This window comes from Kribbella sp. NPDC031520 (genome assembly GCF_055580825.1).
In genome coordinates this window covers 72,144-93,386 of sequence record NZ_JBVIKS010000003.1, presented here as the reverse complement: position 1 = coordinate 93,386, position 21,243 = coordinate 72,144, and the positions used below count along the sequence as shown (strand labels likewise).

Sequence of the window (21,243 nt, the reverse complement as noted above, 5' to 3'; positions counted from 1 at the left end):
GCAACTTACGGTTCCTTGAACAGGACTCGGCGGCCGAGCCGTGGGTGGACGCCGCGTCCCTTGCAGCTGTTGCAGGGGCGTTGGGCGTAACTGAAGAGGCTGCCGTGGTGCCGACCGGCACCCTTGCACCTGTTGCACTTGGCATTCGGGTGCAGCGCCAGCGAGACGACGTACAGAGCGACGATCGCCATCAGCAGCAACAGCAGCAGACCGGTCGGCCCGATGGACGACGCGATGGCTGCGGCTGTGCCGTTGTTCGACTCCGTGGGTTTCGGAGTTGGTGCGGGGGTGGCAACGAATGCCACCGCGAGGTGATGCATCAGATCCATGGCATCACGAGGGGCGGTCCAGCAAACATCGCTCCAGAGTGGCGTGCATCACGCGAAAAGGCAATTCCATAACGTAAAGATGTGGACAACCTCGGCGTGTCGTTGCCATCGGTTAGGTAAGGCTGCACTTCGGATCTGCCCGGCAACGGACCCGTATAAGATTTCGCTGTGGCTGACGCACCGGTGGGGATCTTCGACTCTGGCTTCGGCGGACTCACCGTCGCCCGCGCGGTGCTCGACCAGTTGCCGCACGAACCGATCCTGTATCTCGGCGACACCGCCCGGCAGCCGTACGGCCCGAAACCGATCGCCGAGGTCCGTGAGTACGCGCTGGAGTGCCTCGACCATCTCGTCGACGCCGGCGTGAAGATGCTGGTGATCGCGTGCAACTCCGCGAGCGCCGCGATGCTGCGGGACGCCCGCGAGCGGTACGACGTACCGGTCGTCGAGGTGATCCTGCCGGCCGCGCGCCGCGCCGTCGCCGCGACCCGGAACCAGCGGGTCGGCGTGATCTGCACGAAGGCGACGGCTCAATCGCTTGCTTACGAAGACGGTTTCGCCGCCGCGCCGCAGGTGGAGCTGTTCACCCGGGCGTGCCCGAAGTTCGTCGACTTCGTCGAGTCGGGCGTGACGTCGGGGCCGGAGCTGCTCGAGGCCGCCCATGAGTACCTGGATCCCCTGGTCGAGGCCGGCGTCGACACGTTGATCCTTGGGTGTACCCACTACCCGTTGCTCACCGGCGTCATCTCGTACGTGATGGGCGACAGCGTCACGCTGGTCAGCAGTGCGGAAGAGTGCGCGAAGGACGTGTACTCCGTCCTCACCAAGACGAACTTGTTGCGCCCCGACAATCTGCCGGCGCCGGAGCACCGCTTCGTCACCACCGGCAATCCGGCCGAGTTCGCGGCGATCGGCTCCCGCTTTCTGGGCCCCGCGCTGGCGAACGTCGACCAGTTCGCCTGGGTCCGCTGACGTGTGACCTAGGTCGCACGGGCCGTTGTCGAAGGCACCGGAAAGGCCCCGAAAGCCTGTGTGGCAACCCGATTGGTCCTGCACACGGCATGACGCGCCGGTAGGGTTTCAAGTATGAAGCTCACCGTGATCGGTTGCTCCGGGTCCGTTCCCGGGCCGGACTCGGCCGCCTCGAGCTATCTGGTCACCGCCGACGGGTTCAACCTGGTGCTGGACCTCGGCAGCGGTGCGCTCGGTTCACTCCAACGGCATCTGGCCGTACCGGAGATCGGGGCGGTCGGCCTGTCGCACCTGCATCCTGACCACTGCATGGACCTGTGCGGTCTGTACGTCGCGGCGCGCTACGCGCCCGGCTCCCCGATCCCGCGGATCCCCGTCTTCGGCCCGCCCGGTGCGGCCGAACGGATGGCGCTGGCGTACGACCTGCCGCTCGATCCGGGGATGGAGGAGGAGCTGGAGTTCCACGCCTGGCAGGACGTTCAGCAGGTCGGGCCGTTCACGATCCGCACCGCGCCGATGGTCCACCCGGTCCCGGCGTACGCGATCCGCGTCGAGTACGGCAACAAGTCGCTCGTCTACACCGGCGACACCGGGCCGAACGACGCGCTCGTCGAGCTCGCCCGCGGCGCCGACGTACTGCTGTCGGAGGCGGCCCTTCCGGACAACGACCCGCACAACCCGGTCGACCTACACCTCACCCCGGCCGATGCCGGCGAGCACGCGAAGAAGGCCGGGGTGAAGCGGCTTGTGATCACCCACGTGCCCCCGTGGTACGACCGCGTGACGCAGGCCGAGAACGCCCGCCGTACCTACCCCGGCCCCGTCGAGATCGCGACCCCTCATGCCGTTTTCGACATCTGACGGCGTCCGGCTCTGGACCGTGTCGTCCGGCACGGCGACGGAGCGGCCGCCGGTCGTGATCCTGCACGGCGGACCGGGGCTCTGGGACGACTACGCCAGACTCGCGGAGATGCTCGACGACCTGACCGTCGTGTACCGCTTCGACCAGCGCGGGTGCGGACGATCCGGCCCGTCGGAGCTGCAGTCCGTGCAGCGGTCGGCGCAGGACATCGACGAGCTCCGCGCGCACTTCGGCCATGAGCGGATCATCGTCCTCGGCCATTCGTTCGGCGCCTCGCTGGCGATGGCGTACGCCGCGTCGTACGGCGATCACCTGGCCGGCGTCGTGTACGTCGGCGGCGTGGGAGTCGGGGACTGGCAGACCGCGTACGACGAGGAACGCGCGCGGCGGATCACCCCCGAGCAGGACGCCCAGCTGGAGCAGCTGTCCGGCCGGCCACGGACCTGGGACGAGGAGATCGAGTTCCGCGTGCTGTCCTGGTTCACCGACTACGCGGACCGCGAGCGCGCGATGGAGTGGGCGTACGCGAGCGCGTCCGTCGACCTCCCGATCAACTTCGCCGCGAACCGCGCGCTCGGGGCAGTCGGAGGCGCGACCGACGACGAACTGAAGGCCAGGGCGGCGACGATCCAGGCGCCCGTCGCGTTCGTCCACGGCGCCGACGATCCGCGCCCGTGGTCGGCCGTCCGCGACCTCGCCGACCACGTCCCGAACCACACCTTCCACCTGATCCCGGCCGCCGGCCACTCACCGTGGCTCGAGCAGCCCGCGATGGTCCGGCAGTTGCTGCGGGACGTGGTGTCAGGTTCAGGCGAAGAACTCTCGTAGCGACCGGGCGACCTCCGCCGGGCCGCCGTCGTTGGTCGGACCGGAGTGGTCGAGCCTCTCGAAGGTCTCCCGCGACGTCCTCGGGAGTACGGCGGACAGCGCGTCGAGGGCGCGCTCGAAATACGCCGGGCTCCGGCCACCGGCGAGCAGTAGAACGTCGGCGCCGACCGCGGCGTAATCGTTGGTCGTACCCGCTAGTTGCTCCACCAGCTTCAGGTCGGCGGCCATCGTCGGGACCAGCTCGGCGATCGGGACGTCGTCGCCCTTCGGCCGCTGGATTCGCAGTGCAAGCTTGAGCAGCGGCACCAGCGCGAACCGGGGGACCCTGGCGAAGACGGGATCCACGCCGAGCCCCTTGAGTACTGTGACGAGCGCGGAGACGGTCCGGCCGGCGGCGATCTCGCGGTGGTAGCGCGACGCCCAGCCGACCGGGACCGAGCCGTCGAGGGACAGTGGTGGCTCGTAGAGCGCGATGCGTTCGACGGCCGGCGTCCGGAGTGCGGTCCGCAGCGTGATGAGTGCGCCGGAGCTCAGCCCGAACACCCGTGTCGCGCCGGTCTCCTTGACCATCGCCTGCAGGTCCTCGACCTCGCGATCGATCCCGAACCGCGGACCGTGCGGACCGCTGCGCCCACGCCCGCGGCGGTTCGGCACGTACACGGTGAAGTCGCCCGCCAGCGCCTCGGCGAGCGCGGTGAAGTCCTGCGCGGCCAGCATCGAGCCGTGCACCAGGATCACCGCCGGCCCCTGCCCGACCCGGCGATAGCTGATCTCGGTGCCGTCGGCCGACACCACCGATCCGATCTCCATCCGATCCTCCCCAAAACCCGGGAACACTGTTCGCAGTAATCGTACTGCGAACACTGTGCGCAGTAAACTCCCGGTATGGAGAGACCACCGATCTGGCTCCGCCCGGAGCGCGCCGCCCGCGGACCACGGCCGGCCCACAGCCGGGCCGAGATCGCCGCTGCCGCCGTCCGGGTCGCTGACGCCGACGGGTTGGAGGCGGTGTCGATGCGGCGCGTGGCCGCCGAGCTCGGTACCGGTACGACCTCGCTGTACCGCTATCTCGACGGCAAGGACGAGCTGTTCGACCTGATGGTCGACCGGGCGATGGGCGACCATCCGCCGCCCGTCCCGACCGGTGACTGGGAGGCCGATCTGCGTGCCCTCGCCGACGCCCAACGGGCGCGGGCGTTGCGGCATCCCTGGCTCGTGCGCCTGCCCGCGACCCGCCCCGTCCTCGGTCCGAACATGCTTGCCTGGCTCGAGGCGACGTACGCCGCTGTCGACGCGCCCGGGCTCTCCGCGGATGAGGTGCTGGCGCAGGCGGCGACGTTGCTGACCTTCGTCCGCGGTCATGTCCTGGATGAGCTGGCCGAGCGCGAGTCCGGCCAGGCGATGGCGGACTGGCTGGCGAAGCAGTCGCAGTACGGCGAGCGCGTGATCGGGAGCGGGGACTACCCGCATCTGAGCCGGATCATGGTCGAGGCCGAGACCCCGCACGCCGACGACCGGTTCGACCGGCTGTTCGAGCGGAGCCTCGGGCATGTGCTGGCAGGTCTCGCCGCGGAGCGCTGAGACTGGACAGATGATGATTCTGAGACCTACTCTCAAATTAGAGGCGATCTCAGAAAGGTGTTTGTCATGCTGGATCCGCGGCGGTGGTGGGCCCTGGGGGCGATGTCGGTCAGCCTGATCGTGATCGGGCTGGACCTGACCGTGCTGAATGTCGCGTTGCCGACGCTGGCGACCGATCTGAAGGCGTCGACGAGTCAGCTGCAGTGGTTCGCGAACGCGTACACGCTGGTGCTGGCGTCGCTGCTGTTGCCGGCCGGGCTGCTCGGGGACCGGTACGGGCCGAAGCGGCTGATGCTCGGGGCGCTCGTCGTGTTCGGGCTGGCGTCGGCGGCGTGTGCGTTCGCGCAGACGCCGGGGCAGTTGATCGCCGCGCGCGCGGCGCTCGGGATCGGGTCGGCGTTCCTGATCCCGCTGTCGATGTCGCTGCTGAACATCCTGTTCGCGCCCGAGGAACGGCAGCGGGCGATGACGATCTGGCTGATGGCGAACTCGATCGGCATCCCGCTCGGACCGGTGCTCGGCGGGTGGCTGCTCGACCACTACCGCTGGGGTTCGGTGTTCCTGATCAACCTGCCACTCGTTGCGATCGGGCTGGTCGCGGTCGCCCTGCTGATCCCGAGGACGGCCGGTCACCGGTCGCGGCGGATCGACGTACCCGGGATCCTGCTGACCGCGGCCGGGCTGGTCGCGCTGACGTACGGCTTCATCGCGGCGGGCGAGCACGGGTGGGGTTCGGCATGGGCGCTCGGCGGGATCGCGGGCGGTCTGCTGTTCCTGGTCGCGTTCTGGGCGTGGGCGAGGCGTACGGCGGATCCGTTGATCGAGCTGTCCTTGTTCCGGTCGGCCGGGTTCACCTGGGGTACCGTGCTCGCGACGCTGGCGTCGTTCGCGCTGGTGGGGCTGCTGTTCGTACTGCCGCAACTGTTCCAGGCGGTGCAGGGCGTAGACGCGTTCCAGGCCGGGCTGCGGTTGCTGCCGATCATCGGCGGGATGCTGGTCGGCGCGAAGGTCGCCGAGCGGCTGGTCGAGAAGGCCGGGGCGCGGGTCTCGGTCGTGATCGGGTTCGGGTTGATGCTCGCCGGGCTGGCGCTCGGGGCGTTCACGGAGGCCGGTGACGGGTACGGGTTCACCGCGATCTGGGTCAGCCTGGTCGGGGTCAGCATCGGGTTCACGTTGCCGCCGATGAACGGGCTCGCACTCGCGGCGCTGCCGCTCGACCGGAGCGGTTCGGGGTCGGCGCTCATCCAGACGTTGCGCCAGGTCGGCGGCACGCTGGGGGTGGCGATCCTCGGTACGGTGCTGAACGCGGCGTACCGCAGTCACCTCGACGTGACCGGTCTCCCGCCCGCGGCGGCGCATGCTGCGCGGGACAGCGCGTCCGCGGCGATCGCGCTCGGTTCGCCCGAGCTGACCCGGTCCGCGCGGGCCGCGTTCGTCGACGGCATGGACGTGACGCTGTGGGCGTGCAGCGGCCTCGCGGTCGTGTCGATCGTGCTCGCGCTGACGTTCCTGCCACGCCGTACCGCGGCCGTCCCTCAGGAAGCCGTCACAATCAAGGTATGAGCGGTTTGCGTGAGCGGAAGAAGGCCAAGACCCGGGCCGCGATCCAGGAGCACGCCCTGCGGCTGTTCCGGGACCAGGGGTACGCCGAGACGACGGTCCAGGAGATCGCCGACGCCGCCGAGATCTCGCCGGCCACGTTCTTCCGGTACTTCCCGACCAAGGAGGACACGATCATCCTGGACCGGCTCGATCCGCTGATGATCGAGCTGTTCCGGGCCCAGCCGCCCGAACTGAGCCCGACCGAGGCGCTCCGCGCGGCGATCCGGCAGAGCCTCGGCGCGCTCGACGACGACGAGTGGGCGCTGGAGTCCGAACGCCAGAAACTCGTCATGAACGCCCCGGAACTCCGCGTCCGCATGCTCGACCAGCTGTACGCCGGCATCGACCTGCTCGCCGGCCTGGCCGCCGAACGCACCGGCCGTTCCCCCGACGACTTCGCCGTCCGCGCCTGGGCCGGCGCGGTCGTCGGGGTAGTGATGGCGACCTACCAGCACCTCGCGGTCGACTCGACGCTCCCGGTCTACCTGAAGACCATGGACGAAGCCTTCGACCACCTCGCCGGCCTCCCGTTGGGACCTCACGCCACTTGAGCGTCGACCGCCTCCAGCAAGGTGTCGCCGGGTTGTAGTCCGAAGGTCTCGGCCGCTGAGCCGCCGCGGATGACCAGTTCGGTGAAGCCGTTGCCGGAGCTGCCGGGGACGATGCCGGGGGTGTTGCGGGGTACGGCGGTCAGGTGCGGGTAGCACGTCACGTCGACGACCGTCGTACTGCCGTCATTGTTGCGCTGGGCAACGGACAGTGCGGTGCCGGGGACCAGGTCGAGGCGGCGGTCGAGTTTGCAGTTGCCGAAGTTGTCGACGACGGTCACCACCGGATCGCCGGCCGGCGTGTGCGGTACGGCGGTCTCGACAGCGGGGACCTTTCGGCCGTCGGCTACCCATTTCGCCAGCAGCGGCAGGTACCACAGGCTGCGGAACTGCGTACCCGCGATCTTCTCGACGTCGGCCGGATCGAACCCGGCGGCCGTCACCGCCTCGCGGATGTCGGTGACGTGGACGTGGTGGATGCCGAGCTCACGTCGTACCAGGGAGAGCACCCGGGCGTTGAAGGTGCTCGCTATCAGGTGCTTGCCGTACCAGAAGTAGCAGAACGGTACGCCGTTCGGCCAGACGCCGTCGCGGGGTGCGATGTTCAGCAGCGTGATCGTCGGACGGCCGTCCTCGCCGAGCAGGTCCAGCGACTGCAGGCAGTCGAGCAGGGTGAGCGCGGCGAACGCCTCCGGATCGGGCCCGTCGGCGGCGACGATCGTCGGCGCCTGGCCGAACAGCGCGCCGATCCGGGTACTGAGTCTGGCGCGGGCGTTACCGTCGTGACAGTCGGTGATGTACGTGATCATGTGGCACTCCAGGGTGGTTTGCAGCTGGTCTCAGGAAAAGAAGAGGCCCCCGACATCGGGGGCCTCTAGCTGCAAGCACACGTGCCTACGCCGCTGAAGTCCTCCCGCATCGAGGGCTCAGCATTCGCATCGCGGCGTACCTGGTCACGTCCAAGAGGGTAGCACCACCCTCAGCGCGTCTGCCCGTTGTCGAAGTACGCGACCAGGGCCGGGTCCAGCGCCGGGATGTCCTGCGGCACGCCGTTCGCCCGCAGTGACTGGGTCGCCGCGTAACCGGCCGCGACCGCGGCCCGGGCAGCGATCGGGGACGTCAGCGTCGCGCCACCGTCGCGGACGAAGTTCACGAACTCGGCCACCAGGTGCGGGTCGGCGCCACCGTGGTTCTCGGTGTCGCCCTCGATCTCGACGACCAGGTCGGCGTCCTCGCGGTACCCGGAGCGGCGGCTGTTCCACACCTTCACCACGCCGCCCGGCCCGTCGCCGAAGTTCTCCAGCCGGCCGTGCGTTCCGATCACCGTGTAGTTGCGCCAGTAGTCCGGCGTGTAGTGGCACTGCTCGTAGGTCAGGAAGACGCCGTTGTCGAGCAGCAGGTTCGCCATCGAGAGGTCCTCGACGTCCATCACCGGCGCCAGGCCCTTCTGCTCCAGCGGCGGCCAGTTGTCGCTGGACACGAAATCCTTGAACCGCTGGCCGGAGCGGTCCTGCCGGTCGGCGATGCCGCCGTACAGGGTGAGTGCGCCCATCGCGTTCACCCGGGTCGTGTACCCGCCGGCCAGCCAGTGCATCACGTCGATGTCATGGGCACCCTTCTGCAGCAGCAGCCCGGTGGTACGACGACGGTCGGCGTGCCAGTCCTTGAAGTAGAAGTCGCCGCCGTGGCCGACGAAGTGCCGGCACCAGATCGCCTTCACGTCGCCGATCGCGCCGTCCTGGATCAGCTTGCGCATCGTCAGTACGACGGGCATGTGGCGCATGTTGTGGCCGACGTACAGCCGCGAGCCGGAGTCGTACGCCGTCTGCAGCACCCGGTCGCAGCCCTCGGTGGTGATCGCCAGCGGCTTCTCCACGAAGACGTTGATGCCGGCCTGGAGGAAGTCGATTGCCGGGTCCTCGTGCAGGTCGTCCGGCGTGGTCAGGAAGACGCCGTCAAGCTTCTGGTCGAGCAGTTCGGTGTGGTCGGCGTACGCGGTCGCCTCCGGGTACAGCTCGAGGGCCGCGTCCCGCTGCGGCGCGGACGGGTCGGCCAGCGCCACGACCTCGGAACCCTCGCCGGGACGGTGCGCGTACTGCGCGATGCGGCTGCGGGCGCCGAGGCCCACGACGCCAAACCGAAGATCAGTCATACCAGGCAACTCCTGCACATAGTTGTTTGTAACAGCCTAACTCCGAGCAATTCTGGCAATCAATCACCCATCCTCCAGTTGGAATTGGGTTACCGGCCACCCGCCGCACATCGGCGTCTCGCTCCGTGCCGTCACCATGGCGGAATGTGAGCCTCCACTACGTGGCACTGGGGGACTCGACCACCGTAGGTGTCGGGGACCCGATGAACGGCAGCAGTACGACCGACCTGTCCGGTGCCGGCGCGCGCCCGGGCGAGGGGTGGCGGGGCTGGGCCTCGCTGCTCGCCGACTCCCTGGCCAGCTCCCACCGTGTGACGTTCTCCAACTTCGCGACCAGCGGCGCCACCGTGCCGATCGTCGCGACCGAGCAACTACCCTCCGCGGTGTCGGTGTCGGACGGCCCGATCGACATCGCCTCCTTGATCGTAGGCGTCAACGACACCCTGCGGTCAACGTTCGACGCCGGCCGGATCCGCGAGCAGCTGCAACTCTGCGCGGAGCAGTTGACCGCGCGGGGCGCGCTGCTGCTGACCGTCCGGTTCCACGATCACGGCAAGGTGTTCGGCCTGCCGCGCTGGTTACGGCGGCCGCTGTGGCAGCGGATCGAGCAGGTCAACGTCGCGTTCGACGACCTGCACGCACGGTACGGCGGGATCCGGCTGGACATGGCCGACTACCCCGAGGTGTACCGGCGGGACTTCTGGAGCATCGACCGGCTGCATCCCGGCGAGCGCGGGCACCGCAGGCTGGCTCGCGCGTTCGCCGACGAGTTGACGCTTCGAGGGATCCCGATCGACGTACCACCGGAGCTGGACTGCGCGTCCCGTCCGCCGAGTAGATGGGCGGACACGGTGTGGCTGGTTCGCGAGGGCGTTCCCTGGGTCGGCCGCCGCGCGCACGACCTGCTGCCGTGGGCCGCCCGGATGGCGGTCACGCAGTTCGCGCCGAGCAGCCCGCTCGCCCTCCCGCCGTCGTCCCATTCGGAGGTCCGGCGCATCCAGGCATAGGGTCTGGTGCATGGCCCGTATCGATGGACGTAATGCCGACCAGCTCCGACCGGTGAAGGTGACCCGGAAGTGGCTCGACCACGCCGAGGGCTCGGTGCTGGTCGAGTTCGGGCGGACCCGGGTGCTGTGCGCGGCGAGTGTGACCGAGGGTGTGCCGCGCTGGCGCAAGGGCTCAGGCCTCGGCTGGGTCAGTGCCGAGTACGCGATGCTCCCGCGGGCCACCAACACCCGCTCGGACCGCGAGTCGGTGAAGGGCAAGATCGGTGGTCGTACCCACGAGATCTCCCGGCTGATCGGCCGTTCGCTGCGGGCCGTGATCGACTACAAGGCGCTCGGCGAGAACACCATCCTGCTGGACTGCGACGTGCTGCAGGCCGACGGCGGCACCCGGACCGCGGCGATCACCGGCGCGTACGTCGCGCTCGTCGACGCGGTGTCCTGGCTGCGCGAGCGGAAGCTGCTGAAGAGCGAGCCGCTGACCGGATCGGTGTCGGCGGTGTCGGTGGGGATCATCGACGGTACGCCGATGCTCGACCTCTGCTACGAGGAGGACGTCCGGGCCGAGACCGACATGAACCTGGTGATCACGGGCGACGGGAAGTTCATCGAGGTGCAAGGGACGGCGGAGGGCGCGCCGTTCGACCGCGCCGAGCTGGACAGCTTGCTGGAGCTCGGACTTTCCGGATGTGCGGACCTCGCGAAGATCCAGCAGGAGGCGCTGGCGTGACTCGCGTACTGCTTGCCTCGAACAACAAGAAGAAGCTCGAGGAGCTGCGGCGGATCCTGACGCCGATCGTGCCCGGGATCGAGGTGCTCGGGCTCGGCGACGTACCGCCGTACGACGAACCGCCCGAGACCGAGCCGACGTTCGAGGGGAACGCGCTGCTGAAGGCGCACGCGGCGCTGAAGGCGACCGGGCTGCCGTCGATCGCGGACGACAGCGGGATCTGCGTCGACGCGCTGAACGGGATGCCCGGGGTGCTGTCGGCGCGCTGGTCGGGTCCGGCGAAGGACAACCACGCGAACAACCTCTTGCTGCTCGGGCAGCTCGAGGATGTGCCGGACGAGCGGCGCGGGGCGTCGTTCGTGGCGGCGGTCGCGTTCGTCCGGCCGGACGGGCCGGACGAGATCGTGCTCGGCGAGATGCGCGGGTCGGTGATCCGGTCGTTGCGAGGCACCGGCGGGTTCGGGTACGACGTACTGTTCCAGGCCGAAGGGTACGACCGGACGACGGCCGAGCTGTCGGTCGAGGAGAAGGACGCGATCAGCCACCGGGGCAAGGCGTTGCGCGAGCTCGCCCCGATCGTCGCGAAGGCGTTGGGGAGCTAGTCATGTTGTTCGCTGGTACTGATACCGACGGGGTCGCGTCGGGGAAGATCACCGTCGCGTACCGGCGGTGGGCCGAGCCACGGGTGGTCGAGGGGCGCGTGTACCGCACGAACGCCGGGCGGATCGAGATCGACAGTATCCGTCAGGTGAACCCGGACCTGATCGCCGACACCGACGCCGACCTGGCCCTGGCCGACCGGCAGAACGCCCGGGACGTACGCCGGCGGCTGCGAGGCGACGAGTCGCTGCCGACGTTCCTGATCCGCTTCCACCTGGTCGAAGGTCCGGACCCGCGCGACGAACTGGCCACGCAGACGTCGCTGTCGGAGGCCGAGCTGGCCGAGCTGCAGGAACGCCTCGACCGCTTCGACGAGCTCAGCAACCACGGCCCCTGGACTCTGCAGACCCTGCGCCTGATCGAGACCACGCCGGCTGTACGCGCCGCGGATCTGGCCGCGTCGGTCGGGCGGGAGACCGCGCCGTTCAAGCTCGACGTACGGAAGCTGAAGAACCTCGGGCTGACCTACAGCCTCGAGGTCGGCTACCGGATCTCACCGCGCGGCGCGGCGTACCTGGATGCGACTAGGAGCGCTTGATCCCGAGCGTCGCGATCAGATCCTCGTGCAGCTCGAACCAGACGCGGTGACACGAGTCCACGTCACTCCGATCCACCCAGCCGTTCTGTAGCGCGGTTGAGAACCGTACGTCGTACCCCTTGAACCGGGGGAGCGGCAGTTTGGCGTTGATCGTGACCAGCGCCTTGGCCAGTGCTCTCAGCTCGTGCAGTACGCCGTCATCCCAGGCTGGATCCTCGTGGTCGTTGGCGGCCAGCGGATCGCCGGCCGTCGGCTTGAGCTGCCAGTCGGTGCAGGCCTGCTGCAGAAGGGCGTTCAGCGGCAGGAACTCGTCGTACACCTCCTGCACGATCTCGCGTCCTGGCTCGGTCCTCAGTAGCCGCTCGTTCTCCGCGCGGCCAGTCTCCGTGAGCGACCACCCGGCTGTGCCGGCGAAACTGCTGTACGTCGCCCACCCGCGCGCCTCGGCGTCCTCGAGCGCGTGCTGGGTCTCGTCGACGCTTTGGTTGAACCGCTTCGCAACCGCCGGTGTATCGGCGAACCCGAGTAACCGCACGGCATGCAGCACCAGCAACATCACGACACCCCGTCCTGCCGCGCCGCCAACCGGTTGAACCGCTGCTGACAGGCCTGCGGTGAACTGAACCCCATCGCGTCCGCGATCTCTGCCCAGGTCAGCCCCGAACTCCTTGCCACGAACAACAATCCTGCCTCGACCTCCTCCACCTCGGCCCGTGCCGCCGGCAACAACGTCAACGCCGCCAGCAACTCCTCCTCGCTCAACTCGGCCGCCCGCCACACAGCGAACTGCGTGAAATCCACCGCCGACAAGGGAATCGGCGCAGGCCGCCACGGCCGGGCCGCCACGTCCTTCGCTCCCTTCGCGAGCAGCTGTTCTCGAGCCTCCCGCTCCCGCTCGGCCCGCTCCTGATCGCCATCGCCCTTGCGCCGCATCCGCCCACCGTGCATCATCAACAAAACGTTGTCAACATTATGTTGGCAACGAATCGTTGATAGGAGCTCCGTGCTGATCCCTTTGGCGGCAGCCACCCCTGCCACGTGCGGCAACAAAGCCGCCGCGCTGTCCGTCCTGCTCCGGGCAGGTCTGCCTGTTCCTGGGGGTGTGGTGGTCCCGTTCCCTCGTGCGGGTGCGCGGCTGAGTTGGGCTGAGGTGGAGGAGCTTCGGGGGTGGTTGACGGGTACGGGGGACCCGGTGGTTGCGGTGCGGTCGTCGGGTTCTGGTGAGGACGGCCTGGCGGCTTCGGCGGCGGGGCAGCACGACAGCTTTCTCGGCGTACGGGGGATCGAGGCGGTGATGGACGCCGTACATGCGTGCCGGGCGTCACTGTGGTCCGCACGCGCGACGGCATACCGCAAGGGCGACGAGGAACCGTCGATGGCGGTGATCGTCCAGGTGCAGGTAGACGCGGACGTATCCGGCGTGATGTTCACACCCACCGACCCCAGCGCCCCGACCCTGATCGAATCCTCCTGGGGCCTAGGCCCAACCGTCGTCGAAGGCCGCCAGACCCCCGACCGCTACCAGGTCGTGGACGACACCGTCACCAGCACCATCGCCAACAAATCCACATCCCTGACCCGCACCGGCCTCACCCAGGTCCCCGCCGACAAACGCCGCACGCCGACTCTCACCGCCGCGACCGCCGTCCAACTGGCAGCCCTGGGCAACCAAGCCGCCACCATCTTCGGCACCCCGCAGGACATGGAATGGGCCATCGCCGCCGACAAGATCTGGCTCCTCCAATCCCGCCCCATAACAGCCAACCCACCAACCACCACACCCCCACCACAAACCACCACCCGCACAGGCTCCCCGCCCACCCGCACAGGCTTCCCGCCCACCCGCACAGGCTCCCCGCCCACCCGCACAGGCTCCCCGCCCACCCGCACAGGCTCCCCGCCCACCCGCACCGGGCCCACACGCACCCCAGCCGCCGGCACCGGTTCCCCGGCCACGGGTACCGGCTCCCCGGCCACCCGCACCGGCTCCCCGGCCACGGGTACCGGCTCCCCGGCCACGGGTACCGGCTCCCCGGCCACCCGCACCGGCTCCCCGGCCACCGACACCGGCTCTCCGGCCACCGACACCGGCTCTCCGGCCACCGACACCGGCACCTCCCGAGCCAGCTTCACCGGCACTCCCGCCAGCCAGGGGCTCGCCTCCGGCACGGCCCGCATCGTCCGCGGCCCCGCCGACTTCGCGAAGGTCCAGCCCGGCGACATCCTCGTCTGCCCGTACACCGACCCGTCCTGGACCCCACTCCTGACCATCGCCGCCGGCGTCATCACCGAGTCAGGCGGCATCCTCTCCCACGCCGCCATCGTCGCCCGCGAACAATCCATCCCAGCTGTAGTAGCCGTCCCCCAAGCCACCACCAGAATCCCCGACGGCACCCCCACAACCCTCAACGGCAGCGCAGGCGCCGTACGCCTCAAGCCCGCTTCAGAAACCTGAGGTAGATCGCCAGAAACACCAAGACAATCCCGACGTTCACAATCAACCGCGGCCAGAACTGATGCCTGAAGAACAGGACGTCCACGGCGACCACGACAGCAATCATCGCCGCCACGAAACCCAGGACAGCCACCTGTCGCGCCATGATTCGATGCTACCGCCGACCTCTGGTCCGAGCGGGCGACGCGGCGGGATTGGTTGCGCTGTCCGCCTGCTCAAGTTGCTTCCGGAACGGCACCGGTTTCCATCGTGCGCTCTGGGCGGCCGCGGCGTCTCCGCCTACCGCGCTTCACGACTCGGGCCGTGGTCGAGGTCTGCGGCCATTGGCTTGGCGGTGTGGTTGCGGGTGGGTGCCTTTGTGGTCGACGTGGAAGCGGAATCCGTGGGGGCTGGTCCATTCGATGGCGCCGGTGGGCAGGCGGCGGTTGTGCCAGCCGCCGAAGGTTTTGGCGCGGTGGTGGAGTCGGCCTTGCGGTATGAGGTTGTCGACACCGGTCTGCCCGGTCTTTCCAGGCGGTCCGGTCCGATCGGGTCGACCACCTCTACCGGGTGGTCGAGTGGGTCCGGCCGATCCTCGGCCGTCGGGCACGCCGGTGCAGTCGGATGGTCCGGTGCTGTCGGATCGACCGGCTGGCTCGGTTGGCTCGGCTTCGCAGGTGCTGCCGGCTGGTGTCGGCTGGGTGTGGTTGTACGGGGTGATGTGGTCTTGGTCCATGGAGATGGTGGCTTCGGCGCCGCTGTACGGGAACATGTCGACCGGATGCCGCAACCGCACACGCTCCCGGATCCGATCCGGGATTTCGTAGGAGTGGACGCTGACCTGGTCATGCAGATCGATCACGGGCTTCACGACGACTTGGTCGTGGCCGAGGAGTTCGGTCAACTGGGTGGCGAGGAGTGGGCCGAGTTCTTCGACTCGGAGTACGCCGGTGCCGGTGGCGAGGGTGTTGTCGGTGAGGTGCACGTAGAGGGTGTGCCGGGCTCGCCGTCCGGTGCCTGTGCCGAGTCCGTTGCTGTAGGCATCCTGTTTGATCGCGGCCAGGCGCGCCTTCAGCGTGTCGGCCAGCGCCAGCCGGGTGAACGCCTCGCCGTCAGCTGCCTCGTTCAGCCCGCCGACCCTGTCGATGTCACCGACGCGGTCGGCGTCACCGCTGGTCGCGTCATCCTCCGCGCCATCGTCGTACGCTACAGCCTCGTCGTAGGTCCCAGCCTCGTCGTGGGTCCCAGCCTCGTCGTAGGCCACCGGCTCGTCGTACGTCACGGGCTCGTCCTCGAGCACAGGCTCGTCGTTCCGCATGGCCTCGTCCCGCATGGCACAGTCGGGCGCCGCAGCTTCGTCATCAACGGTGGGCTCGTCCTCGGCCACCGCAGCGCAGTCCGATCCCGCCGCAGGGTTAGCCGGGTCCGCAGGGTCCGCCGCATTCTCCAGATCCCCCAGGTCGGCCGCGCTCGCCAGACCAGCAGCGTCTGTCGCGTCTGTCGGGACCGCTACGTCGGCTAGGTCGGTCGCGTCCGCAGGGTGCGTCTGGTGCGCGGGGCATGCCGGCTCGGCTGGGTGCGTGCGCTCCGGTGGAAACGGGTGAGCGCAGGGCGCTGGATCGGTTGGGGCGGCTGGGTGGGTCGGGTGCGTGGGACTGGTCGCGTGAGGTGGGTTGGTGGGCTGTGCTGGGTTGGGTGGCTGTGCTGGTCGACTGGCGGGCGTGGAGTTGGTGGTGGGGGTTGGGGTGGGTTGTGCGGGGTGGGTTCGGTGCCCGTGGGTGTCTTGGCTGTGCGTGTGGTGGCGGGCGAGGTAGCGGGCGGCTTCGAGGAGGTTGTGGGCGGCTTCGGGGTCGGCGATCCAGCCGATGGCTTTGGCGCGGCGTTGGTCCACCGGGTCGGGGTCGCCGAGGAGCTTCAAGGCCTGGGCGAGTTCGCTGATGGTGGCGTCGAAGCGGATGACGTCGCCGGTGGCGGCGCGGACCCAGATGCGTTTGGTGCCGTGGTCGTCACTCGGGTCGGACTGGGTGACGTACACGCCGCGTTGTTTGGCGGCGGCTTCGGCGTTGGCTTGGGCCTTTTCGGGGTCGGCTTGCCAGATCGCGGCGGTGACGATCTTCTTGAGGGCGCCTGGGGTGAGGGTGTTGACGAGGCCGGCGACGCGGTGGTCGACGAGGGCGGCGGCCTCGAGGGACAGGGGGAGGCAGGCGCGGGCGATGTTGCGGGCTTTCCAGGAGGTGGCGGTGCCGTTGAGGACGGCGGCCCAGGTGAAGGGGAGGCGGTGGCGGAGGGCGAGGGCTTCGCCGAGGAGGGAGGCGGCGGCGCCGCTGGACATGGCGAGGACGGCGCCGAGTTCGATGGGGGCGAATTCGGCGACGCCGGGGCAGCCGTCGCCGCCGTAGACCTGGAGGCGTTCGTAGCCGGGCAGCGGGTCGTGGTCGCGGTCGATGACGGCGTTGCGGTCGGCGAAGGCGAGGGTGGTGCGGAGGAGGCCGACGGCGGCGTGTTCTTGGTCCTGGGCGTAGTCGGCGGCCGCGGCGAGGAGCGCCGTGGTGTCGAGGTCGTCCAGGTCGGGATCGAACATGTGTTCTATTGTAGGTCACGGAATGGTCACGTACAAATCGGTGATCCACCCGGATCCCTTACATACAAGAAGAAATCGCCTGGGCTCGACTTTCCTTGGCGGCCGGGGGCTGGAAGTTGTCGGGCTCGGACGTGCATGGCCTGGGTGCGATGCGGCTGGCTGTGAGGCGCTCGGTCAGTCCGAAGTACCCGTGGCCGGAAGTGCTGCCGACGACGCCTCCGCGGTGGGTCGTTGCTATCGGCACCTTCTCGCTCGGACTGGTCGTAGGGTTCGGCGGCGACCGGCAACACCGGCTGACCATCCGTGAGTGCCGGGACGTCGCAATCGACCGCGACGAAGACCGTTCCCGGATCGGCCGGAGCCGCGGTCACCGGGCCGACTGTCGTGCTGACCGTGTCAGGACCGTTAAAGGCGGTGACGCGATGCCCCCCGGTTCGGAGGGTGTGATCGCTGAAGGTCGGGTGCTCCGGAGCGCGGTGCGATCGAGGGGATCAGGTGGGTTTGATCGTGTTGGCGATTGCGGCGGGGCGGCGTGACCATCTTGCTTCCGCCGCACGTCGGATGGCTCCGCGACCGGCCGGGGGTGTGGTCGGTCGCGGAGTGGGGTGTGTGCGTCAGCCGCAGCAGCCGGATGCCTTGGGGGTGTTGGCTTCGACGATGGTCAGCAGGGCGCCGTTGAGGCCGGTGGACAGGCCTCGGGCTGCTGGTTCCGAGGCTGTCTGTGGCGCAGGACCGCAGCAGCCGGTGGACTCGTCTGCGCTGTCGCCGTAGGCGAGGTTGGAGGAGCAGACGCCGGTTTCGGGGAGGTCGAGTTGGACGTCTCGGGCGGCCTCCCAGTCGCCGGCCAGGGCGGCGGTGACGGAGCGGGCTTGTTCGTAGCCGGTGGCGAGGAGGAACGTGGGCGCGCGGCCGTACGACTTCGCGCCGATGGCGTAGTAGCCGGGTTCGGGGTGTGCGAGTTCGTCGACGCCGTGCGGTGGGACGGTGCCGCAGGAGTGCTGGTTCGGGTCGATCAACGGCGCGAGGGCGCGGGTCGATCCCATGATCGGGTCGAGGTCGAGACGAAGTTCGGAGACCATGCCGTGGTCGGGGCGGAAGCCGGTGGAGTTGACCACGGTGTCGGCGGCGACGGTTCGTTCGCCGGAGGTGAGTACGACGCGGCCGTTGGCCGTACCAACGGACTCGATGCGGAACGAGCTGACCAGTTCGACGTGCCCGGACTGGACGAGCTTCTTCAACCGCGACCCCAGCGCGCCGCGGGCGGGGAGCTCGTCGGCGTCACCGCCGCCGTACGTGCGCGCTTGGTCGGTCCCGCGGACCACCCACACGATCCCCGTACCGGGCTCCTCGTCGGCGAGCCGGCCGAGGTCGAGCAGCGTGGTCGCGGCCGAGTGGCCTGCGCCGACGACCGCCGTACGTCGGCCCGCATAGCGCTCACGGTCCGCGTCGAGTACGTCGGGCAACGCGTGCGCGATACCGTCCGTACCGACCTCGCCGCGGGCCGGGATGCCGGAACCACCGAGAACGTTGGGCTTCCGCCATGTACCGGAAGCGTCGATCACCGCGGCCGCCAGCAGCTCGGTCCCGTCAGCCAGCCGGATCAGGAACGGCGCGTTCTCCCGACCGGCGGTGCGGAGGCGGTCGAAACCGACCCGCGTCACAGCGACGACCTCAGAGTTGTAGCGGATGCGGTCGTTCAGCTCGGGCGTCTTGGTGAGCGGCTCCAGATAGGCGTCGATCAGATCGCCGCCGGTCGGAAGCGTGCCGAGGTCGGGCTCGGTCCAGCCGGTCTGTTCGAGCAGGCGGCGCGCCGCGGAGTCGATGTCGTAGCGCCACGGGCTGAACAGCTTCACGTGCCGCCATTCCTCGATCGCCGCCGCGACGCCCGGACCGGACTCGAGTACGGCGAAGTCCAGCCCCCGTTCTGCGAGGTGTGCGGCGGCCGCCAGGCCGATCGGGCCCCCGCCGATGACGACGATCGGCGCTGCTGTCTGCTCGCCCACGATCCAACTCCCTGTCTAGAAGATCATCGAAACAACAGTCAGCTTGCCTGCTGATTAGACAAGAGTCAAGATAGATCCATGTCGAAACAAGAGATCACGCTGACCCCCGTCGCCGCCGGTGGCTGCTGCGCGCCGATCTCTGACGCCGCGCTCGACGAGGCCGGGGCCGCGGAGGGTGCGGCGGTGTTCAAAGCGCTCGCCGATCCGATCCGGCTGCGGCTGTTCTCGATGATCACCTCGGCCGGTGACGAGATCTGCGTCTGCGACCTCACGCCGCAGTTCGACGTGAGCGGCCCGACCATCTCCCATCACCTGAAGGTGCTCCGCGCGGCCGGCCTGGTCGACTGCGAGCGCCGCGGCACCTGGGTCTACTACTGGCCGGTCCCCGAGAAGCTGCGCTGGGTCGCCGGCCTTCTCTCAACTGATTCGACGCGCATTTGACCAGAAGCATTGACTCAACGATTATTGAGTCAATGAATACTGAGCGATCTACCCTGCCGGAGCGAGCCCGGATCCACGCCGCCCTGGGTGACCCCGCACGGCTCGCGATCATCGACACCCTGGTCGCCGGCGACGCCGCTCCCGGCGAGCTCGGCGCCGCGCTGTGCCTGCCGACCAACCTGGTCGCACATCACCTCAAGGTCCTCGAAGACGCCGGCCTCGTCGTCCGGACCCGGTCCGAGGGCGACCGCCGACGTACGTACGTACGTCTCGAGCCCCAAGCCCTGGCATCGATCGCCACGCCCGCGCTGCTCGCCGCCAACCGGGTGGTGTTCGTCTGTACGCAGAACTCCGCCCGCTCCCAGCTCGCCGCCGCGATCTGGTCCCGCCGCAGCCAGGTCCCCGCGGTCTCGGCCGGTACCGAACCCGCCGGACGGGTACACCCCCGCGCGTCGAAGGTTGCCCGCCGCCATGGTCTCGACCCGTCGGGCTGGCGTACGGCGAACCTGCGTGACGTCGTACGTACCGACGACCTGCTCATCGCGGTCTGCGACAACGCCCACGAACACCTGCCCACCGAACACCTGCTCACCGAACAGCGGCCCCGGCTGCACTGGTCCGTCCCGGACCCCGCGCCCGTGGACACCGACGCGGCGTTCGAGGCTGCCTATTCCGAGATCACCGAGCGGATCGACCGGCTGGCCCCGGCCCTTTCCCCGGAAGCGAGCCGCGCATGAACCCGTGGCGCAAAGCGCTCGCCGAAGGGATCGGCACCGGGCTGCTCGTGACGGTAGTGGTCGGCTCGGGAATCGCCGCCGCGAAACTCTCGCCCGGTGACGTCGGCCTGCAACTGCTGGAGAACTCGTTCGCCACCGCGCTCGGGCTCGCCGTACTGATCCTGATCTTCGGCCCGATCTCCGGCGCCCACTTCAATCCCGTCGTGTCGCTGGCGGACTGGTGGCTCGGCCGGCGCCTCGGTACCGGCCTCGCCGTACGGGAGCTCGCCGCCTACCTCCCGGCCCAACTTGCCGGCGGCATCGCCGGGGCGGTCCTGGCGAACCTGATGTACGGCGAAACCGCCGTGTCCTGGTCGACCACCCACCGCTCCGCCGAACACCTCTACCTCGGCGAAAGCGTCGCCACCGCAGGACTCGTCCTGCTCGTCTTCAGCCTCGCTGCGACCGGCCGGGCCGCCATCGCGCCGCCGGCAGTCGGTGCATACATCGGCGCGGCGTACTGGTTCACCTCGTCCACCTCGTTCGCCAACCCGGCCGTCACCGTCGGCCGCGCGTTCAGCGACACCTTCGCCGGTATCGCGCCGGGTTCCGTCCCCGGCTTCGTCGTCTTCCAGTTCGTCGGCGCGATCGTCGGCGCCGCCCTGGTCACGATCCTCTACCCCGGCGCAGGCAGCGCCGCGGACCAAGCCGTCACACCACACACCGAAACCACCGCGGGAGCGTCGTCGTGAGCAAGCCCAGTGTTCTGTTCGTCTGTATCCACAACGCCGGCCGTTCCCAGATGGCCGCGGGCTGGTTACGTCAGCTCGCCGGCGACCGGGTCGAGGTCCGTTCGGCAGGGTCGGAACCGGCCGACCAGATCAACCCCGTCGCCGTCGAAGCCATGCGCGAGGTCGGTATCGACATCACCGGCACGACACCGCACCTGCTGTCGACGGACGACGTACAGGCCAGCGACGTCGTGATCACGATGGGCTGCGGCGACGCCTGCCCGTTCTACCCCGGCAAACGGTACGAAGACTGGAAACTCACCGACCCCGCCGGTCAGCCCCTCGAGGTCGTCCGCCAGGTCCGCGACGAAATCCGCGACCGGACAGAGAAATTGCTGGCCGAGCTGACGGCCTGAACGCAACGCGTTGTGCCAGAGGCGGGAGTTGAACCCGCACGCCCGGGGGCGCCGGCACCTAAAGCCGGTGTGTCTGCCGTTCCACCACTCTGGCCGAGGAGGGCGGTGCCTCCCC

At 69.1% G+C, this 21,243-nt stretch carries 24 protein-coding genes and 1 tRNA gene; 15 read left to right on the top strand and 10 right to left on the bottom strand.

Annotated features, from left to right (window positions below):
- Nucleotides 1-5: 5 nt before the first annotated feature.
- Entirely contained in the window at nt 6-329 is a 324-nt protein-coding gene (locus ACZ5BU_RS15755; protein ID WP_465699438.1) for a hypothetical protein, read from the bottom strand.
- 168 nt (nt 330-497) lie between these two features.
- Here ACZ5BU_RS15755 and murI point away from each other — a divergent pair, with 168 nt between their 5' ends.
- The 3 genes from murI (at nt 498) to ACZ5BU_RS15740 (ending at nt 2,991) form a co-directional block, all read left to right on the top strand.
- On the top strand, nt 498-1,301 hold the full coding sequence (gene murI / locus ACZ5BU_RS15750; protein ID WP_465699436.1) for a glutamate racemase: 804 nt from the start codon (nt 498-500) through the stop codon (nt 1,299-1,301).
- A gap of 114 nt (nt 1,302-1,415) precedes the next feature.
- Complete coding sequence (locus ACZ5BU_RS15745) at nt 1,416-2,162, top strand: MBL fold metallo-hydrolase (protein WP_465699435.1); 747 nt, start codon at nt 1,416-1,418, stop codon at nt 2,160-2,162.
- The gene (locus ACZ5BU_RS15740) at nt 2,143-2,991 is read left to right on the top strand and encodes an alpha/beta fold hydrolase (protein ID WP_465699433.1); all 849 of its coding nucleotides are present in this window, start codon (nt 2,143-2,145) and stop codon (nt 2,989-2,991) included. Before ACZ5BU_RS15745 ends, ACZ5BU_RS15740 begins: the two co-directional genes overlap by 20 nt.
- Here the strand turns inward: ACZ5BU_RS15740 and ACZ5BU_RS15735 are convergent.
- Nucleotides 2,971-3,801: an alpha/beta fold hydrolase gene (locus ACZ5BU_RS15735; RefSeq protein WP_465699432.1), complete on the bottom strand. Its 831-nt coding sequence runs from the start codon at nt 3,799-3,801 to the stop codon at nt 2,971-2,973. The two genes, ACZ5BU_RS15740 and ACZ5BU_RS15735, sit on opposite strands and share 21 nt — an antisense overlap.
- 75 nt (nt 3,802-3,876) lie before the next feature.
- Between ACZ5BU_RS15735 and ACZ5BU_RS15730 the strand changes: the two genes are divergently transcribed.
- The 3 genes from ACZ5BU_RS15730 (at nt 3,877) to ACZ5BU_RS15720 (ending at nt 6,725) form a co-directional block, all read left to right on the top strand.
- Complete coding sequence (locus ACZ5BU_RS15730) at nt 3,877-4,572, top strand: TetR/AcrR family transcriptional regulator (RefSeq protein ID WP_465699430.1); 696 nt, start codon at nt 3,877-3,879, stop codon at nt 4,570-4,572.
- A 66-nt stretch (nt 4,573-4,638) separates the two neighbouring features.
- On the top strand, nt 4,639-6,135 hold the full coding sequence (locus ACZ5BU_RS15725) for a DHA2 family efflux MFS transporter permease subunit (protein ID WP_465699428.1): 1,497 nt from the start codon (nt 4,639-4,641) through the stop codon (nt 6,133-6,135).
- On the top strand, nt 6,132-6,725 hold the full coding sequence (locus ACZ5BU_RS15720) for an acyl-CoA-like ligand-binding transcription factor (RefSeq protein ID WP_465699426.1): 594 nt from the start codon (nt 6,132-6,134) through the stop codon (nt 6,723-6,725). Before ACZ5BU_RS15725 ends, ACZ5BU_RS15720 begins: the two co-directional genes overlap by 4 nt.
- Here ACZ5BU_RS15720 and ACZ5BU_RS15715 read toward each other — a convergent pair.
- Together ACZ5BU_RS15715 and ACZ5BU_RS15710 are read right to left on the bottom strand one after the other, a co-directional pair.
- Nucleotides 6,713-7,531: an SAM hydroxide adenosyltransferase gene (locus ACZ5BU_RS15715; protein WP_465699424.1), complete on the bottom strand. Its 819-nt coding sequence runs from the start codon at nt 7,529-7,531 to the stop codon at nt 6,713-6,715. The genes ACZ5BU_RS15720 and ACZ5BU_RS15715 overlap by 13 nt on opposite strands.
- Nucleotides 7,532-7,701: 170 nt before the next feature.
- The gene (locus ACZ5BU_RS15710; RefSeq protein WP_465699422.1) at nt 7,702-8,874 is read right to left on the bottom strand and encodes a Gfo/Idh/MocA family protein; all 1,173 of its coding nucleotides are present in this window, start codon (nt 8,872-8,874) and stop codon (nt 7,702-7,704) included.
- 146 nt (nt 8,875-9,020) lie between these two features.
- On the opposite strand from ACZ5BU_RS15710, the gene ACZ5BU_RS15705 reads away from it, so the two are divergent.
- From ACZ5BU_RS15705 to ACZ5BU_RS15690, 4 genes are read left to right on the top strand one after another with little or no spacing between them, the layout of a single operon-like run.
- On the top strand, nt 9,021-9,881 hold the full coding sequence (locus ACZ5BU_RS15705; protein WP_465699420.1) for an SGNH/GDSL hydrolase family protein: 861 nt from the start codon (nt 9,021-9,023) through the stop codon (nt 9,879-9,881).
- A 10-nt stretch (nt 9,882-9,891) separates the two neighbouring features.
- Nucleotides 9,892-10,608: a ribonuclease PH gene (gene rph / locus ACZ5BU_RS15700; protein WP_465699418.1), complete on the top strand. Its 717-nt coding sequence runs from the start codon at nt 9,892-9,894 to the stop codon at nt 10,606-10,608.
- Complete coding sequence (rdgB, locus tag ACZ5BU_RS15695; RefSeq protein ID WP_465699416.1) at nt 10,605-11,210, top strand: RdgB/HAM1 family non-canonical purine NTP pyrophosphatase; 606 nt, start codon at nt 10,605-10,607, stop codon at nt 11,208-11,210. Before rph ends, rdgB begins: the two co-directional genes overlap by 4 nt.
- Nucleotides 11,211-11,212: 2 nt before the next feature.
- Nucleotides 11,213-11,806: a hypothetical protein gene (locus ACZ5BU_RS15690; protein ID WP_465699414.1), complete on the top strand. Its 594-nt coding sequence runs from the start codon at nt 11,213-11,215 to the stop codon at nt 11,804-11,806.
- Here ACZ5BU_RS15690 and ACZ5BU_RS15685 read toward each other — a convergent pair.
- Complete coding sequence (locus tag ACZ5BU_RS15685; RefSeq protein WP_465699413.1) at nt 11,793-12,362, bottom strand: transcriptional regulator; 570 nt, start codon at nt 12,360-12,362, stop codon at nt 11,793-11,795. The two genes, ACZ5BU_RS15690 and ACZ5BU_RS15685, sit on opposite strands and share 14 nt — an antisense overlap.
- Nucleotides 12,362-12,757, bottom strand: a complete 396-nt coding sequence (locus ACZ5BU_RS15680) for an SANT/Myb-like DNA-binding domain-containing protein (protein WP_465699411.1) — start codon at nt 12,755-12,757, stop codon at nt 12,362-12,364. Before ACZ5BU_RS15680 ends, ACZ5BU_RS15685 begins: the two co-directional genes overlap by 1 nt.
- 199 nt (nt 12,758-12,956) lie before the next feature.
- Here ACZ5BU_RS15680 and ACZ5BU_RS15675 point away from each other — a divergent pair, with 199 nt between their 5' ends.
- Nucleotides 12,957-14,261, top strand: a complete 1,305-nt coding sequence (locus ACZ5BU_RS15675; RefSeq protein ID WP_465699409.1) for a PEP/pyruvate-binding domain-containing protein — start codon at nt 12,957-12,959, stop codon at nt 14,259-14,261.
- Here the strand turns inward: ACZ5BU_RS15675 and ACZ5BU_RS15670 are convergent.
- From ACZ5BU_RS15670 to ACZ5BU_RS15660, 3 genes are all read right to left on the bottom strand, one after another.
- Nucleotides 14,239-14,406 (bottom strand): hypothetical protein, encoded by a 168-nt coding sequence (locus ACZ5BU_RS15670; protein WP_465699408.1) that lies wholly within the window; start codon nt 14,404-14,406, stop codon nt 14,239-14,241. The two genes, ACZ5BU_RS15675 and ACZ5BU_RS15670, sit on opposite strands and share 23 nt — an antisense overlap.
- Nucleotides 14,407-14,550: 144 nt before the next feature.
- Nucleotides 14,551-16,821 (bottom strand): 13E12 repeat family protein, encoded by a 2,271-nt coding sequence (locus ACZ5BU_RS15665; protein ID WP_465699406.1) that lies wholly within the window; start codon nt 16,819-16,821, stop codon nt 14,551-14,553.
- Nucleotides 16,822-17,435: 614 nt separating this feature from the next.
- On the bottom strand, nt 17,436-18,827 hold the full coding sequence (locus ACZ5BU_RS15660; RefSeq protein WP_465701054.1) for an FAD-dependent oxidoreductase: 1,392 nt from the start codon (nt 18,825-18,827) through the stop codon (nt 17,436-17,438).
- A 75-nt stretch (nt 18,828-18,902) separates the two neighbouring features.
- On the opposite strand from ACZ5BU_RS15660, the gene ACZ5BU_RS15655 reads away from it, so the two are divergent.
- Genes ACZ5BU_RS15655 through ACZ5BU_RS15640 form a run of 4 tightly spaced genes read left to right on the top strand, consistent with a single transcriptional unit; the run spans nt 18,903 to nt 21,128 of the window.
- A complete protein-coding gene (locus ACZ5BU_RS15655; protein ID WP_465699404.1) occupies nt 18,903-19,265 on the top strand; it encodes an ArsR/SmtB family transcription factor in 363 nt (120 codons plus the stop codon).
- Nucleotides 19,266-19,297: 32 nt separating this feature from the next.
- A complete protein-coding gene (locus ACZ5BU_RS15650; RefSeq protein ID WP_465699402.1) occupies nt 19,298-20,002 on the top strand; it encodes an arsenate reductase/protein-tyrosine-phosphatase family protein in 705 nt (234 codons plus the stop codon).
- Nucleotides 19,999-20,733, top strand: a complete 735-nt coding sequence (locus ACZ5BU_RS15645) for an aquaporin (protein ID WP_465699400.1) — start codon at nt 19,999-20,001, stop codon at nt 20,731-20,733. Before ACZ5BU_RS15650 ends, ACZ5BU_RS15645 begins: the two co-directional genes overlap by 4 nt.
- Entirely contained in the window at nt 20,730-21,128 is a 399-nt protein-coding gene (locus tag ACZ5BU_RS15640) for an arsenate reductase ArsC (RefSeq protein WP_465699398.1), read from the top strand. Before ACZ5BU_RS15645 ends, ACZ5BU_RS15640 begins: the two co-directional genes overlap by 4 nt.
- A gap of 13 nt (nt 21,129-21,141) precedes the next feature.
- Here the strand turns inward: ACZ5BU_RS15640 and ACZ5BU_RS15635 are convergent.
- A tRNA-Leu gene (locus ACZ5BU_RS15635) sits at nt 21,142-21,222 on the bottom strand.
- Between the last annotated feature and the right edge of the window lie 21 nt (nt 21,223-21,243).